The sequence below is a fragment of the Chamaesiphon sp. OTE_75_metabat_556 genome, assembly GCF_031378165.1.
In the GTDB taxonomy this organism is placed as follows: domain Bacteria; phylum Cyanobacteriota; class Cyanobacteriia; order Cyanobacteriales; family Chamaesiphonaceae; genus Chamaesiphon.
The window spans coordinates 1-16,266 of the sequence record NZ_JANNDR010000552.1 but is presented as its reverse complement, the minus strand read 5'-3'; the positions used below and the strand labels follow the sequence as shown (position 1 = coordinate 16,266).

The window sequence follows — 16,266 nt, the reverse complement described above, 5'->3', positions numbered from 1 at the left end:
GGTGATGATCGAGATCGATCGCGGCTTTTATGCGCAGGGAAGTCAGTTATTTTCGATCTTTAATGAGTGTTACGTGCATATCTTTAGCTCGGTTTTCGATTTCTTAGAGGGACTCTCCTGCCCCAGTAAGCTGGGTTAATTCGGTTTGAATAGTTAGTTGATGCTCGATCGCATCTGTCAGGCTGGGGCCATATTTGCGGCAGATCAGTTTGAGGGTGCGAATCCGTTCTTCGATTTCGAGTAATCGATCGGGATCGGCTTCGAGGGCATCGCCATAATAATTGATTTCCCGTCCGGCTGCGGTGACTTGAGCCAGAGCGAGGCTGACGAGATCGAGGGTTGATTGGAGGCTAGCATCGATATCTACCATATCGATTAGGGTAGATTCAGCTTTGCCCAAGAGATCGGCAACGGCGATCGATCCCGTATCATTTTGATAGAGGAGTTGGTAAACAGCATAGCTTTGTTGTTGGAGATCGACGACGTGGCTGAGGCGTTGACGTTCGGTTTCGAGATCGATGAGTTCATCGGGGGTGGTGAGGTTGACTTGACTAAGTTCTTCGGCTTGATATTGGAGCAAATCGAGTCGTTGGAGGCGTTGCTGTTCGTTAGCTTGGCGATCGATCCAAGTTTGGTAGGCTTGTTGATAGACGGTGTAAGCCGTCGCAATGTTTTCCCGCTGTTGGATGATCGGTGCGCCACCATAGAGATCGAGTAATTCTTTTTGATGGCTGGTATTGGTTAGTAACACGGTTTGCCCTTGAGCCGTAATTTCGATCAGGAGTTCGCGGAGTTCTTGAGTGAGCTGACGATTGCAAATTGTGCCATTGAGGCGCATCCGCGATCGCAGATTGGTACCTTGGAGGCTTAATTCCCGACTACAAATCAAGGTACGATCGTCGATCGAGTCAAATTCGCGATCGATCGACCATTGCCTAATCCGATCAGTAGTAGCGAACGTTGCTTCGATCGTCGCTTTCGCTGTCCCCGTCCGAATCATCCGCAGTGACGGCTTGCCACCTAATACCAGATCGATCGCATCGAGAATGATCGATTTACCCGCACCAGTTTCCCCCGTCAACACATTTAAGCCCGCCCCAAATTTGAGTTCTAGCTCATCAATCAGGGTAAAGTTATGAATGCGCAGAGACAATAGCATTGGGAAATCCAGAGATAGGGTATATTAATCTAGGCTTGAGGATTGGGGACGTAAAGTTCGCAAGTTGAGGATACGCTGGCGTCCCGATCGATCCTGACTCTCTAGATCTTCCAACTTAATTGAGCTGGATGATGGAAGCCGAATTGATGAGCGATCGATTACAGTGAGAAAATCTATCTAGACCGTAGGCTCAGAGCCATGAATGACTTAGACAATTCCAACCCTAAGAGTGAATCCGTTAGTGAGATCGTTCGCAACAATCTGCCCGATTTTAAAATTCATGGCTATCAAGTAGATGAGCAGTTGTCCGAGCAGCTCGATCGCGGTAGGATCACGTACCTAGCCAGAGAGATCGAGACAGAGCGGTTGGTGGTAATTAAGGAGTGGCGACAGATTGATGTTCGCACACCAGTTCCAGACTATGCTAATTATTTACCAGAAATTACCAGGTTACAACAACTTGACAGTCCGAATCTTTCCCGCTACCTGAATTCTTTCCAGACACCGACGGGGTTCTGTCTCGTTCGCGAGTATCTGCCGGGGGTATCAGTTGCGGAACTGGGGACACTGCCATCAGCGGATATTCGATTGGTAGCTGATGCGATCATCAATATTCTCGATTACCTCCATCACTTAATACCAGTCGTCATTCACCAGAATATCAAACCAACGAATATCATTGTCGATACCGAGACAGAATTAGCCATCTATCTGGTGGATTTCGGACTCCATCCCCACGCCCATGAGCCTCACAATCGCTACCAGCCTGGTTCGATCCCGACGGCGACTGAAGCTTACGATTTATATAGCGTGGGTATCTCGATGATTTGCTCGCTCACTGGTACTTCGACATCCCAATCCCAACATTTATTCGATCGTAATTATCGCCTCAATTTTCAACACTTAATCCCGGTAAATACCGATCCAAAATTGATTGCTTGGCTCAAAAATATGGTGGAGTCCAACCATCAGCCGCAATATCTCGATACCTTCACAGATCGTGGTATTAATCCCAATCGATCGCCAGCATCTGTCCCAGAATATCCCCGAGCAGACCTTCAAGAGCCATTTTCATTTCAAATGCCCGAACCCCAGCCAATAGTGAACTGGTGGCGATGGGGGATTGGGGCTGGTATGCTCTTGGCTTTAGCATTGATCGTCCGGCAGTTTGTATTTCCTAGTAGCGACGAACTCACTCCCGCCCAAATTGCCAAAAATCAATCGATCGCGCAGGAAGCTGAATTTGCGGCATCCGATCGCGGTCGGCTGATTAAAGAAAACCGCTGTATTAGTTGCAATCTGACTAATCAAAATTTTGCTAAAGCCGAACTAGCCGGTGCAATGCTCCTCCAATCTAGTTTGAATGGGTCAAATTTTAGTGATGCTAATCTCACGCTGGCAATTTTTCAAGATGCCGATCTGAGTGGAGCTAATCTGAGCAGAGCCAACCTCTCTAAGGCGGCTTTGTATGGTGCGAAACTCAACGGCACAAATTTAACTGGGGTAAATCTCGATCGAGCTAAACTTGTCTATGCGAAGCTCAAAGGAGCTTCTCTTCGAGATGCCAAACTCACCAATGCCGATCTCAAATTTGCCGAGTTTCAGCAAGTAGATCTGCGTAATGCGAATCTCACAGGGGCGGATTTAAGTAATGCCGATCTGTCTTATAGCAATCTTAAAAAGGCAACTTTGACTAATGCTAAATTAGATGGAGCTATTTTGACTGGTACGACGATGCCAGACGGTTCGGTTCATCCTTAGATAGTTGATAGTTGATAGTTGATAATTGATAGTTGATAGTTGATAACGTTGTGAGGAGGACAAGTTAGACTCTGCGATCGTCACAACGCGATCGAGGCAAGAGGTTCTAACTCTTGCTCTTTGCTATTTAATCGATCGAGTATTGATTATCTAGACTTAGATCGAGACTTATTCGGCATTGTTTAATTGCTGGATATAATTAACTTCTGCTTGCCAATATTCGGGTAGCGTATCCCAAGGATTGTGGTTGGTGGTATCGGTACTATCATTGGTAATATAAACATAACCGAACTTGGATTTTGCAGCGCGATCGAGCGTACTTTTCATAAGCTTTTGGTTTGCAGTTGTATGAATCAACGCCGCAAAATGTTGTGAAGAGTATTTTTCAAGATAAGTAGGTGGACGATATTTAGCCCAAGCTTGCTGATAATTTTCAAATATAACAATCGTGTCGGCGACTGGTTGACTGAGATACCCTTCATCGATATCCATACCAGGATTAATAATTACAGTATAATCTTGTTGATGCTGTAAAGTAGTTTGTGGCGATCGAGATTTGATATAGCGATAAATTTGATGATAATAATCAAGTTTGTCTTGAGTATTTGCCGCTTCATCGATAAAGATCCCCTCAACACTAAAATACTTAATATAGAGATCGACGTCTGCCTTCACAGTTTTAAGATTACGTTTGGCATAGTTACTGGGCACATAACCAATGACTTTGACGCCAGCTTGCTGCAAATCTCTAATACCCTGCTGATAATCTGTATTTGGCGGTGCATTATTCGGGCCATTATTAGGATTGATAATCGCGACGATCGACACTTTTTTGGCAGCCGCGATTACTTGTTTCCAGATATAGTTATGCTGGTCATACCAGTTAGGATAAATATACAGCGGCAGCAAGATTTGCAGTCTTGATCGGCGATCGGACTGACTCACAATTTGGACTTGGCTGAGGTTGATTCGATCGGGTTGCCACTCTAGCATCTGATCTTTAGTCCCGCTAAAAATTGTTTGACCGATCGCGTAACTGATCAGGATCGATGTTGCCAATAGCCAATATATTTTCACACTCAGAGCGTAATTACGGTTTGAATTTCTGGGCAAGATCGTCGGCCTACTATTTTTTAACCGATCGCCAGCCATCCCTTTATTTTCTAGTGGCGAGAAACGATCTTAAGATAAGATGGCCATAGCAATCTCACCGAACGCCCATGGACAGAATTTTAGAGCCAGAAGTCATGGATACCTGGCTAGAAGCGACAGCCTATGATGCGATGGATTTTACAGCGGTAAATACCGCATTTGCGACCGATGCGATCGCGCTCGATCCACAGGCAATTAAAGTTTTGGATGTCGGTACTGGTACGGCGCGCATTCCGATTTTGATGTGTCAACAACGACCTCAATATCTATTTACAGGGATAGACTTGGCACAATCGATGCTGATTATCGGTCAACGAAATATTGAAGAGGCGCAATTAACCCAAAGGATTAGATTAGAACGGGTCGATTCTAAGCGGATGCCATATCCAGATCTAGAGTTTGACATGGTGGTTTCTAATAGTTTAGTCCATCATCTCCCCGATCCGCTATCCCTATTTCAAGAGATTAGCCGCCTAGTTAAAATCGATGGTGCCATCCTCATCCGCGATCTGATTAGGCCAGACAATGACTTAATGGTCAATGAGCTGGTTACTAAATTTGGGAGTGATTATGACGATCGTCAACAACAGCTATTTCATGACTCGCTCAAAGCCGCTCTGACACTAGCTGAGGTGCAAGACTTGCTCGATCGAATCGGATTAACGCAAGTAAAATTATCGCAAACTTCCGAACTACATTGGACGTTAGCACGTCAGCGAAATATTATCGATCGCCTCTAAGCTAATATCTTCAGCCATCAGCTATTTTTATAAATCTCCATGTTAAATCGTAAATTTTGGTTTGGATTGTGTATCGCGATCGGATTGATCTTGTCTTTAAATATACCGATGATATCCTGGTCGCGATCGCTACCAACTAAATCGACTAGAGAAATTCGCGGGGTCTGGATTACCAACGTCGATAGCAATGTCTTATTTACTCGCGATCGATTAGCTACAGCCATTAAAGATCTGCGCAAATTAAATTTTAATACAATCTATCCAGTCGTGTGGAATTGGGGTTATACAACCTATCCCAGTAAGGTTGCCAAGCGGATCGTCGGTAGGAGTTTCATGCCCAAGACATCAGCAGGAATATTAATTAATCGCCAGCTCGGTCGATCTGAAGGACTAGAAGGCCGCGACGTCCTCAAAGAAGTAGTCACGCAGGGACACAAACAAGGTATCGCCGTCATTCCCTGGTTTGAATTTGGATTTATGCTACCGGACACTACCGATCCGGCTGGCTCTGATTTTGCCAAACTGCATCCCGATTGGCTGACCCAAAAGCAAGATGGCGGTACACTCTGGAAGGAAGGCAAAGATCCGCGCGTTTGGCTCAATCCCTTTAAACCAGAAGTTAAAAAATTTATCATCGATTTAGTCGTCGAAGTCGTCCGTAAATATGACGTTGACGGGATTCAATTTGACGATCATTTTGGCTTACCATCTGAATTTGGCTATGACAAATTTACAGTCGATCTCTACAAACGCGAACACCAAGGCAAACTACCGCCGAAAGATTTTAAAAACGAAGCGTGGATTAACTGGCGGGCTGATAAAATTACTTTACTGATGCGTGATTTATTTGTTGCCATCAAAGCTGCAAATCCCAAAGCGATCGTCTCGATCTCACCCAATCCCCAAACCTTTGCCAAAAGTTTCTTTCTCCAAGACTGGGCAAAATGGGAACGTCAAGGTTTAGTAGAAGAACTCTTGATTCAAGTCTACCGCGATAACTTAACCACATTTATCGGCGAACTGAAAAAGCCAGAAGTCAAACTTGCCAGTCTCCATATCCCCGTCGGCATCGGAATCTTAACTGGAGTCAAACCCAAACCGATACCAATGAAGCAAATTCAAGCTCAGATTGCGGCAGTTCGCAAAGAAGGCTTGGCTGGCGTATCTTTCTTTTTCTATGAAACGCTGTGGAAATTGACAAACGAACCCGCCACGGCTCGTAAAGAGGGGTTCAAACAAGTGTTTGCCCAGTCAGTAGCTAGATCTAGCATAATTAAATAAGGGGTTGGGGATTAGGTTCTAGGCTTTAGGACGTTTAGCTTGGAACTTAAATGCCCAATCTTTTGAAATAAATCAGACAGTGGATAAGACTTATGGAATTACCCGAACTAGATTCCGAAACGATCGATCGAGTCTTGGAAATGGCGTGGGAAGATCGGACCACATTTGAATCGATCGAGTTGCAATTTGGCCTCACCGAACCTCAAGTCATTACCCTGATGCGCCGTGAGATGAAAGCCTCTAGCTTTCGGATGTGGCGCGAACGAGTGACTGGCAGATCTACCAAACACGCCACTCGCCGCGACTTTATTGCTGGACGCTTTAAGTCCCAGAATCAAAAAGGGTGAATTTAGGCTTTAGGTTTTAGGTTTCGGAACCGTGTTCCAGTTTTCTCAACTCTCTACGCTTGCCACACCCGATCCCCGATCCCCGATCCCCGATCCATGAAAAATCTCACTCAACAGGTTGAAGATCGTGCCCGTGAAATTGGCTTTCATGCCGTGGGTATTGCCTCGATCGATCTGAACGATACCCAAACTGCTGCAACTCGTCTGCAAGAGTGGTTAGCGCAGGGCTATCAAGCCGATATGGCTTGGATGAATGACCCTCGCCGGCAAGACATCTATCAACTGATGCCTACTGCCAAAACAGTCATCGCGCTGGCACTCAACTATTACACCCCACACCAACGCCCAGCTAGCCCCAGCCACGCCAAAATCGCTCGTTACGCTTGGGGGCGAGACTATCACAAAGTATTGACCAAAAAACTCAAACAATTAACAACTTGGTTGACCCAATCCTTCGATGATGTCGAAGCACGTTATTACGTCGATACGGGGCCGATTCAAGATAAATTTTGGGCGCAGGCTGCGGGGATTGGCTGGATTGGTAAACACGGAAATGTCATCAATCGTAAATATGGTTCGTGGCTATTTTTAGGCGAGATTGTCACTAATATCCCCCTGATTCCTAGCGATCCCCACACTCAACACTGCGGTACCTGTACGCGGTGTATCTCGGCTTGTCCGACTGGCGCAATTACCCAACCGTTTGTCGTCGATGCCAATCGCTGTATTGCTTACCATACGATCGAAAATCGCGCTGAAACATTACCACCAGAAATCGCAACTAATCTCCAAGGATGGGTGGCTGGTTGTGACATTTGTCAGGATGTTTGTCCGTGGAATCAAAAATTCGCCCAGCCTACAGATGTAGTCGATTTTCAACCGTACCCTAGTAATCTCAGTCACACATTAACCGCACTGGGATCGCTCGATGAAGCCGCGTGGGATCGCAGCTTCAGAGCCTCTGCGTTGCGTAGAATTAAACCAGGGATGTGGCGGCGCAATGCCATTGCAAATCTTCATAATTCGGGGATCGCAATCGATCGTTAATTAGATTACAATTTTAAAACTGGCATCGGCTTCTCATACATGCGTAACAATTCTAAACTTATCATTTTTGATTTTGATGGCACCCTGGCAGATACGTTAGGTGCATTGATGCGCATTAGCAACCGATTGGCACCGGAATTTGGCTATGCGCAGATTGGTGATGAGCAGCTAGCTAGTCTTAAATATCTCAGTTCCTGGGAAATTATCAAGCTATCCAAAGTTGCGCTCTGGAAACTGCCATTCTTATTGAAACGAGTTAAAGAAGAGTTTCCCGCTGAAGTTCGGAATGTGAGATTATTTCCAGGCGTCATCGAACTTCTCAATACCCTCAAACTTCAGGGCTACCGCTTAGGAATTGTTAGCTCCAATGCTGAAGCAAATATTAGGTCACTCTTGAGCCAAAATCACATTGAACATCTCTTTGATTTTGTCAATAGTGCTTCAACCTTTGGTAAAGGTAAAGCGATCGGCAAAGCCATCGCGCAATATCATTGCACTAAATCTGACGTCATCTATATCGGCGACGAAATTCGCGATATTCAAGCCGCCCGCTCGATCGAAATCCGCGTTGTCGCCGTCGGTTGGGGCTTCAATGCGCCAACCGCACTAATCGATCGGCAGCCAGATCTACTAATTACCAAGCCACTAGCCTTAATCAATGCCCTGGCACGGTTTTATCCAACCCCACCCACGCATTTAGCCTGTTTGTAAATTAATCTTATTTAACATCGATTTCGACAAAAAGGGTGTCCCCAATGGGACACCCTTTTTATGAGTTCGGGATAAAGATTTCCGATTAATGACTCCTGGCCTCATTTCGGAACCGCCCCTAAAAAACAACCCCCAACCCATAGATCGATTCCCATTGCGAAGCTAATGCGAAGCGCGTCAAGCTGCTCACAAATCGAACCTTACGCAGGAGAGTTTGAGAGGCGGCGTCCCGCCTTTCAACGGGGGGACTGGGGGTCGGAACCCCCAGATCCGGGTTCTGCCCTCACAAATCAAACCTGCATCATACAAGTTCTCATCGTTTACCGATTGGCTTGTTACGAGCATTTTTAACCGATCTTTAACCGATCCTTAACCCAAACTGACGTTAAGTACCAAACCCAATCCCATGCACCATCGTCAACAACGCCCCCATTTGTTCCCGCCCATCGATCGCCAAATCGCTCGTACACAAATAGAGTCGATCGTTGACGCGATGGAGCAAATACCGCAAAATCCGCTCCCGACGCAGTTCATTACTCAACAGGGTATCCGCCACCGTCCAGATCTTACCCACACGATCCTGAAGCAACAGATTGGCACCATAGAGCGTCGCCGCCCCACCCTCCGCCCACAACGGGGAACCGACATCCAACCAAAAATGGTAGGCATGAGATCGCTTACTAGCACGGTATTGGAAGATATTAGACAGAGTGACAGCCCGATCTTGAGGCTGGAGCTGACTGACAGGATAAGGATTGGCCGTAATTGTCCCCTGGCGCAGCAACAAAATAAATTGAGCGGTAATCTGATGCGTCGATTCGAGATATTCCGCTGGACTATAAGTGCGTTCGGCAACTTGCCAGTAATGTTGGGCGGTTTCCATCAGCTCCCGTAAAGCTGAGAGTCGATCGAATGGTAAATAACTACCCTGCTGGAAAAAATCCCCAATCGCTTCATTTAATAAATGCAGTGGTGATGGCTGCTGCTGTTGCATCCGCTCTATCCAATTGAGAATTCGATCGTAAGCCTTGGTGGCACTCGCACCCAGACGATCCCAACGAGGGAAATTAGCATAGGGTAATAAGCGCGGCTGCGATAGGGATGGCGCGTAGCAATAGTCGGCGAGCAAGCCAGCCCGCACCGGATCGATTTCGGTCAAGATTGGTGTCTGGGGTGGATAAATCGGGCTGAGAGTTACCAAAAGATCGGCAATTTCATCCCGACTAGTAAGCTGTCCTAAATTGGGATAAGTTAAGGCCATCAGCGTCAGCAACGCGCGCACGCCCGGATCGCTATTGAGCGGCAACTGAGCGTTGAGGGACGCCAGCGGCAACTTGGCTCGATCGAAAATATCCGTAATCGTCGATCGGGAAATCGCATCCAAACCGGGTGCAATCAGGGCAATATCCCCAGGAGCGACTTTACCAGTTGTAATTAACTCGATCGCAGCTTCAGCCGTTTGTTTGAGCATTTCGCCCCGCGTGCGGGTTTCGATCGCCTGAATACTCGTCGGTAAGCTGACGATATTACCTGGATTGAGGACGGCATGGACGATCGTGTCGATACTGGCGGCGTGACGATCTGCAAATAAGTTAGTCGGCAGCGAGTCTAGATAAACTACGTCCCGATCTCGTGGCGAATCGGGGTGCAGACAGCGAGCTTTGAGGCCGAATAGATAATCCGGATCGGCACTCAAACCCAGCCGCACCATCCCGTCGGGGTTGTAACTAAACGCGCCTAATACACCTCGATCGAGTAAAAATTCGCAAATCTGTCGCCCGATCGCGGGATAATCATCGACATCATCCGCGAGTACCGTCCAATAACGATCTCCTAACTGCCGCTGGTATTCAGGATGCGGCAAGAGATATCGCCAATATAATTCCGTCATGATGCCATAAGTCAGCAAGCCGCGATCGAGACACCAGTCCCGCCACTCGGCGGCCAAAGATTCCACCGATGCATAAATTTCGCCATCCTCGATCGCGCCAAACCCTTGCGTGAGGATCTCTGGTAAATGCTCTAAGGGGATGCAACTGTAAGCTGCCAATTGTAGTAAATCCAAGATCCGCCGGACGAATCGGTACTCAGACGGAGCAATTTCCCGCCAATTGAGACGTTCTAGTGCGGGTTGCCACAATTTGGTCGCCAATTCTTGCTCCGTCTCTGGCCGCAATCTCAATGGGAAATGGGCGGGCAACTTTAACTTCTGAATCAGGAGGGGATAAAATAATAACACCTCATCCTGAATAAACCCGATCGTCGTTTTTGCGGAAATGGGATACTTCGCTTGGGTTTTGGCCATCAATCGATCGCCAAGATCCCGTTTGCTGTCATCATTACCAGCCAAAACTAAAACTTTGCGATCTTGGCTCGAATGTTTACCCAGGACAATTCGCGCCTCCAACCACTGCCAAAATTGAGATACTAATACCTCAGTCTTGCCACTTCGAGTGCCCCCTTCGATCCAAATAGCTTTACCCAATACCCCTTCAACTCCAGCGATCGATCTATAGCTTGTACCAGTACGTAAATATTAACATCATAGATCGGTGTCATCCCTACAAGTTAATTGCACCGTATCCAAAATATTGTGCAGGCTGAATTCAACTCCCAACTCCCAACTCCTAACTCCCAACTCTCCGCTTCCTATGGATAGCTTTCTAGCCAAGAACTTCGGTAAATACTGGGCGCGAGCGAATCAGTGGTTTTATCGTACCGCCGATCGAGCCTTAGATGAAGCCTACAAGGCCGCCTTAAAGATTAAAGCGATCGAGGGCGAACATTTTAACGGTCAACAGATTGTCATTCCCGCAGCATCCAGCAATAAGCAAGTTGCCACTTATTTTCAGAACGATCTCAAGAAGTATCTCAACATTGTGCGGATTCGCCTCGCTGAGTTTCAAACCAGCCGCACCGTCACTGGCAATAACTATCCCCAAGCTCCAGATACGCAACAATTCGACGATCGATGGGCGACTAGTGATATCAATCCCTATACTCAAGATGTCGAATATGAAGCCCGCATTCTAGAGAAACTCAGCTTTATCGATGCCATCTTGACTCGGTATGCCGATACCCCCGCTGAGCCACCAAGATCGAGCTTGGGCGAACGCGCGATCAATTTTATCGCCCCAGCCGAACCTGGTTACTTATTAACCTCTGACGCAGACGTTGCCAAGCAGAACCGCGCCCAAATCGCGCCTAATCCCCCTAATTCTCTCAGTCGTCGCCAGTCTAATCGTATGTCCAATCAAATCGATCGCCCTGGCGAAAACACCGATAATGATAAAAAAGCCATTATTGATATTTCCTTGATTAATACCTTTCGGCGCATCCAACGAGATCTCAACCCCAACGCAGACGTTCAAGTCCTGGAAGATTATCGCTTCAATCAAGGCAAAACTAGAACGGCGTTGCGATTTATCTTGATGCTGATTTTAGTGCCCCTCCTGGTTCACTACATTTCCAAAATCATCGTCGTCGGGCCAGTCATTGATGCTTACCGCAATTATCGACACGCGGATATCTTCATCAATGTCAACCTCGAAAGCGAAGCATTTGAAGAGCTAGAAATGTTTGAAAAGCAAATCAAATTCAAGCAAATAGTCGGACTTGTACCCAAGCTCACCACCGAACAGATCGAAGAGCAAGTCCAAGGTAAAGCCAATGAAGTCAAAAACAACTTTTACCGCAAAAGTGCTGAAGCAGTCAAAAACTGGTTTGCAGACATTCTGTCCGTCATCACCTTTGCTTGGTTGATTACGCATAGCAACCGCCAGATCGAAATTCTCAAATCCTTTCTGAGCGACATCGTGGCTGGACTCAGCGATACCGCCAAAGCCTTTATGATTATTCTGCTCACCGATACCTTCGTCGGCTTTCACTCACCCCACGGTTGGGAAATCATCCTCAAAGGTACTGCCAGACATCTCGGTATTGCCGAAAACAATGGCTTCAACTCACTATTTATTGCTACTTTCCCCGTCTTAATGGATACCGTCTTCAAATACTGGATCTTCCGCTACCTCACCGGACAATCGCCATCCTCAGTCGCCACCTATAAATCCATGAATGAGTAATTTAGCTCCCTGCTGTTTAATCTGACTTGTGTATACGCGGATTTTACTGCTACTTACCCTTTACCCTCACCCTCTACTCCCTAGATTAAGTCTTGTAAACCCACAGCGCGATCCCCAGTCAAATCTCGATCGAAGCGTGCGTTCGCCAAAAGAAGTAAGTTAAGATCGCAAACTATCGGCCATAATCTGACAGTCTGCTCGAACCGCGTGCAATTTATCGTTGGCGCAGCCTACCGATAGGTAATTGCGACCAGCATCGATTAGCGCGTACTTACAACAATGAAGTTATAACTCATCTATGCCGCATCCTCTCCACGTCGCCTTTATCTGGCACCAGCATCAACCTCTGTACAAGTACCGCGATGGTAAGTACCGATTACCGTGGGTGCGTTTGCATGGGACAAAAGACTATCTAGATCTGATCTTATTATTAGAAAAATATCCCAAGCTACATCAGACGGTGAACCTAGTTCCATCGCTGATTTTGCAATTAGAAGATTACATTGCGGGGACAGCTTTCGATCCCTATTTAGAGCTAGCATTGATGCCAGTCGAACAGCTTCAAGCTACTCAAAAACAGTTTATTATCCGGCACTTCTTTGACGCCAATCACCATACCCTGATCGACCCCCATCCCCGCTATGGTGAGCTATACCACCAGAGACATGAACATGGTGAGCCGTGGTGTTTAGAGCACTGGATCGATCGAGATTATGGGGACTTATTGGCATGGCATAACTTAGCTTGGTTCGATCCGTTATTTTGGGAAGATCCAGAAATCGCTCACTGGTTAAAACAAGACAGAGACTTTAGTTTGAGCGATCGTCAGCGGATCTATTCCAAGCAGCGGGAAATCCTGCGCCGGATCGTGCCCCAGCATCGCAAGATGCAGGAATCAGGGCAATTAGAAGTGACGACAACACCATACACTCACCCGATTCTCCCGTTACTTGCCGATACGGATGTCGGCCGAGTAGCCATCCCGAATATGGAACTACCCCAACAGCGATTTCGCTGGGCGGAAGATATTCCTCGCCACCTGAGCAAGGCTTGGGACATGTACAAAGATCGGTTTGGCTGTGTGCCACGCGGCTTATGGCCGTCAGAACAAGCTGTCAGTCCAGAGATGTTGCCCTATGTCGCTAGACAGGGCTTCAAATGGCTGTGTACGGATGAGTCGATTTTGGGGAATACGATCGATCGGTATTTTCATCGTGATGGTTCGGGCAATGTTCTCGATCCAGAGCTATTGTATCGTCCCTACCAAGTCAGTACGCCTGATGGTGATTTATCGATGGTCTTCCGCGATCATCGGCTCTCGGATCTAATCGGCTTTACCTATAGCGGGATGCAGCCAGAAGTTGCCGCAGCGGATTTGGTCGGACATTTACATGCGATTTCCAAATCGCTGATTGCCAAAGAAGGGCATCAAGGCTCCAGTTTAGAGCAACCTTGGCTGGTGACGATCGCTCTCGATGGCGAAAACTGTTGGGAACACTATCACCTCGATGGCAAACCGTTCCTCGAACATCTCTATCAAACCCTCAGCGACGATGAGACGATTAAACTCGTCACCGTCTCGGAATTCCTCGATGCATTCCCCCCGACTGCCAGTTTCCCCCCAGCCTCCCTTCATACTGGCTCGTGGGTAGACGGTAGCCTGACTACTTGGATTGGCGATCCAGCTAAAAACCGGGCTTGGGATCTGCTGACGGCGGCTCGTCAAGTTCTCGCCAACCATCCCGAAGCTACCGAAACAACTAACCCAACTGCTTGGGAAGCCCTCTATGCTGCCGAAGGCTCGGATTGGTTCTGGTGGTTTGGCTACGGACATTCTTCCAACCAAGATGCGATGTTCGACCAACTCTTCCGCGAACATCTGATCGCGCTTTATCAAGCCTTAAATGAGCCTGTACCGCCCGAACTTCGTCAACCAGTCGAATCCCACGAGCGGCGGACTACCTACCGTCCAGAGGGCTTTATCCACCCAACGATCGATGGTAGTGGTGACGAGCAGGACTGGAATTTTGCCGGACGCTTGGAAATCGGCGGTGCCAGTGGCACAATGCACCAAGCTAGCCCGATTCAACGGGTGTTTTATGGCGCGGATCACCGGAATTTCTATGTGCGGATGGACTTCAAAGCTGGTGTCAAACCAGGATTGGAGATTCCCAATGAGTTGAATCTAGTCTGGTTCTACCCCAAAGAAATCATGCACAATAGCCCGATTCCGTTGGCAGAATTACCCCGTCAAGCACCGACTAATTATCGGTTCCACCATCGGCTGATGATCGATCTGACTACCAAGCATACTTGGCTGCAAGAGGCGATGGATTACGATCGCTGGGAGGCTCGATCGAGTAATGCACTGGTAGCCTGGGATAAATGTCTAGAAATTGCTGTACCGTGGGAAGATCTCAATTTAGAACCCGATTATGGGTTACAAATGGCGTTAATGTTCTCCGATTGCGGTCGTTATCGTCAGCACATCCCAGAACAGGGTTGGATTAGCTTACAAGTTCCGTAAATTAGAAGGTAGAGGGTGGGGAGTAGGGGATCGATCTCTATTCTCTACTACTTCCAACTATAGCGATCCTAGAGGATTTGACTTAACAAGCCGATCCCGATAGTTTCACCTGAATGAACTGGAACGACAGTCCATCTACCATCTGGATGTTGTACAAAGTGATGGCTGCCACGAATTCTAATTACCTCAAAACCGAGCTTTTTTAGTAGTTCTCGATCTAAAGCTAGATTCTGCCTGCGATCTCTGTGGTTCTAACTTATATCTCTAAACTCACTCCCAACTCCCATCTCGTCACTCCCAAATCCCATGACTATTTTTACGTTGCAATCAGTTAAAAAAGACTTTGGAATCAAGGAGATTCTCAAAGATGGATCGTTTAGCTTAGATGCGACGGACAAAGTTGGCTTGATCGGTATGAATGGATCGGGCAAATCAACCTTACTCAAGATGATTGCTGGTTTAGAGCCGATCGATGGCGGTCAGATTTTACTCAATCCGGGGGTGACGACGATCTATCTGCCCCAACAACCAGAAATGGACCCCAACCATACGGTATTAGAACAAGTCTTTGCTGATAGTGGCGAGCAGATGCAATTAGTGCGGGATTATGAGGAAATATCTGAAAAATTAGCCCACCCCGAAAATCAGAATTCCACCGAATTACTAAATAAACTATCCACCGTCATGCAGCGGATGGATGCGGTGAACGCTTGGGATTTGGAAACTAAATCTAAGATCATTCTCACTAAATTAGGCATTCATGATTTTGAAGCAAAAGTTGGCGATCTGTCGGGCGGATATCGCAAACGGATTGCTTTAGCAGCGGCATTATTGTCCGAACCTGATGCCTTATTAATGGACGAACCAACCAACCATTTGGATGCTTTATCGGTGGAATGGTTGCAGGATTATCTCAGTCGCTATCGCGGTGCAATTTTATTAATTACACACGATCGCTATTTCTTGGATAAGGTAACTAATCGGATTATTGAAATCGATCGGGGTGATATTTTTACCTACAGTGGTAACTATACTTATTACTTAGAAAAGAAAGCCTTAGCCGAAGAATCAATGGTCGGTACTCAACGCAAACACGCTGGCTTACTCCGCCGCGAACTGGCTTGGCTCCAACGTGGTGCTAAGGCTCGTAGTACCAAGCAAAAAGCCCGGATCGGGCGCGCCGAAGATCTCAAGGAAAAAGAATTTAAACAAACGACTGGTAGAGTCGATATTTCTACACCAACACGCAGAATTGGTAAGAAAGTAATCGAAGTGACGGGTGTATCGAAAAGTTATGGCGATCGCCAGTTAATTTCCGATTTTACCTATGAGTTTTCACCCGAAGATCGGATTGGCATCTTCGGCGAAAATGGAGCTGGTAAATCGACACTTATGGCTATCTGTATCGGACGATTGGCACCTGACAAAGGTACTGTCGATATTGGCACCACGATCCATA

At 47.0% G+C, this 16,266-nt stretch carries 12 protein-coding genes and 1 pseudogene; 9 read left to right on the top strand and 4 right to left on the bottom strand.

What is annotated here, in order from left to right; all coding sequences use genetic code 11:
* Positions 1–103: 103 nt before the first annotated feature.
* Positions 104–1,159 (bottom strand): AAA family ATPase, encoded by a 1,056-nt coding sequence (locus RMO27_RS21640; RefSeq protein ID WP_309736485.1) that lies wholly within the window; start codon positions 1,157–1,159, stop codon positions 104–106.
* A 198-nt stretch (positions 1,160–1,357) separates the two neighbouring features.
* Between RMO27_RS21640 and RMO27_RS21635 the strand changes: the two genes are divergently transcribed.
* Positions 1,358–2,920, top strand: a complete 1,563-nt coding sequence (locus RMO27_RS21635; RefSeq protein WP_309736484.1) for a pentapeptide repeat-containing protein — start codon at positions 1,358–1,360, stop codon at positions 2,918–2,920.
* A 168-nt stretch (positions 2,921–3,088) separates the two neighbouring features.
* Here RMO27_RS21635 and RMO27_RS21630 read toward each other — a convergent pair whose 3' ends face one another.
* Positions 3,089–4,072, bottom strand: coding sequence for a spherulation-specific family 4 protein (locus tag RMO27_RS21630; protein ID WP_309736482.1), 984 nt, complete (start codon positions 4,070–4,072; stop codon positions 3,089–3,091).
* A gap of 68 nt (positions 4,073–4,140) precedes the next feature.
* Here RMO27_RS21630 and RMO27_RS21625 point away from each other — a divergent pair, with 68 nt between their 5' ends.
* The 5 genes from RMO27_RS21625 to RMO27_RS21605 all read left to right on the top strand — a co-directional run bounded on the left by RMO27_RS21625 (position 4,141) and on the right by RMO27_RS21605 (position 8,198).
* The gene (locus RMO27_RS21625) at positions 4,141–4,812 is read left to right on the top strand and encodes a class I SAM-dependent methyltransferase (RefSeq protein ID WP_309736481.1); all 672 of its coding nucleotides are present in this window, start codon (positions 4,141–4,143) and stop codon (positions 4,810–4,812) included.
* 39 nt (positions 4,813–4,851) lie between these two features.
* Complete coding sequence (locus RMO27_RS21620) at positions 4,852–6,093, top strand: glycoside hydrolase family 10 protein (protein ID WP_309736479.1); 1,242 nt, start codon at positions 4,852–4,854, stop codon at positions 6,091–6,093.
* A 92-nt stretch (positions 6,094–6,185) separates the two neighbouring features.
* Positions 6,186–6,440: a TIGR03643 family protein gene (locus RMO27_RS21615; RefSeq protein WP_309736477.1), complete on the top strand. Its 255-nt coding sequence runs from the start codon at positions 6,186–6,188 to the stop codon at positions 6,438–6,440.
* Positions 6,441–6,536: 96 nt separating this feature from the next.
* On the top strand, positions 6,537–7,487 hold the full coding sequence (gene queG / locus RMO27_RS21610) for a tRNA epoxyqueuosine(34) reductase QueG (RefSeq protein WP_309736475.1): 951 nt from the start codon (positions 6,537–6,539) through the stop codon (positions 7,485–7,487).
* 39 nt (positions 7,488–7,526) lie between these two features.
* Positions 7,527–8,198: an HAD-IA family hydrolase gene (locus tag RMO27_RS21605; RefSeq protein WP_309736473.1), complete on the top strand. Its 672-nt coding sequence runs from the start codon at positions 7,527–7,529 to the stop codon at positions 8,196–8,198.
* 385 nt (positions 8,199–8,583) lie between these two features.
* Here the strand turns inward: RMO27_RS21605 and RMO27_RS21600 are convergent, their stop codons facing one another.
* The gene (locus RMO27_RS21600) at positions 8,584–10,683 is read right to left on the bottom strand and encodes a recombinase family protein (protein ID WP_309736471.1); all 2,100 of its coding nucleotides are present in this window, start codon (positions 10,681–10,683) and stop codon (positions 8,584–8,586) included.
* Between the two features lie 166 nt (positions 10,684–10,849).
* On the opposite strand from RMO27_RS21600, the gene RMO27_RS21595 reads away from it, so the two are divergent.
* A complete protein-coding gene (locus RMO27_RS21595; protein WP_309736469.1) occupies positions 10,850–12,280 on the top strand; it encodes a proton extrusion protein PcxA in 1,431 nt (476 codons plus the stop codon).
* Between the two features lie 298 nt (positions 12,281–12,578).
* Complete coding sequence (locus RMO27_RS21590; RefSeq protein ID WP_309736467.1) at positions 12,579–14,807, top strand: glycoside hydrolase; 2,229 nt, start codon at positions 12,579–12,581, stop codon at positions 14,805–14,807.
* Between the two features lie 68 nt (positions 14,808–14,875).
* On the opposite strand, the pseudogene RMO27_RS21585 reads toward RMO27_RS21590, so the two are convergent.
* Positions 14,876–15,013: pseudogene (locus RMO27_RS21585) on the bottom strand (type II toxin-antitoxin system HicA family toxin); the annotation flags it as partial.
* 100 nt (positions 15,014–15,113) lie between these two features.
* Between RMO27_RS21585 and RMO27_RS21580 the strand changes: the two are divergent.
* Positions 15,114–16,266, top strand: a 1,153-nt coding sequence (locus RMO27_RS21580) for an ABC-F family ATP-binding cassette domain-containing protein (protein ID WP_309736465.1), incomplete at its 3' end; no start/stop codon positions are given.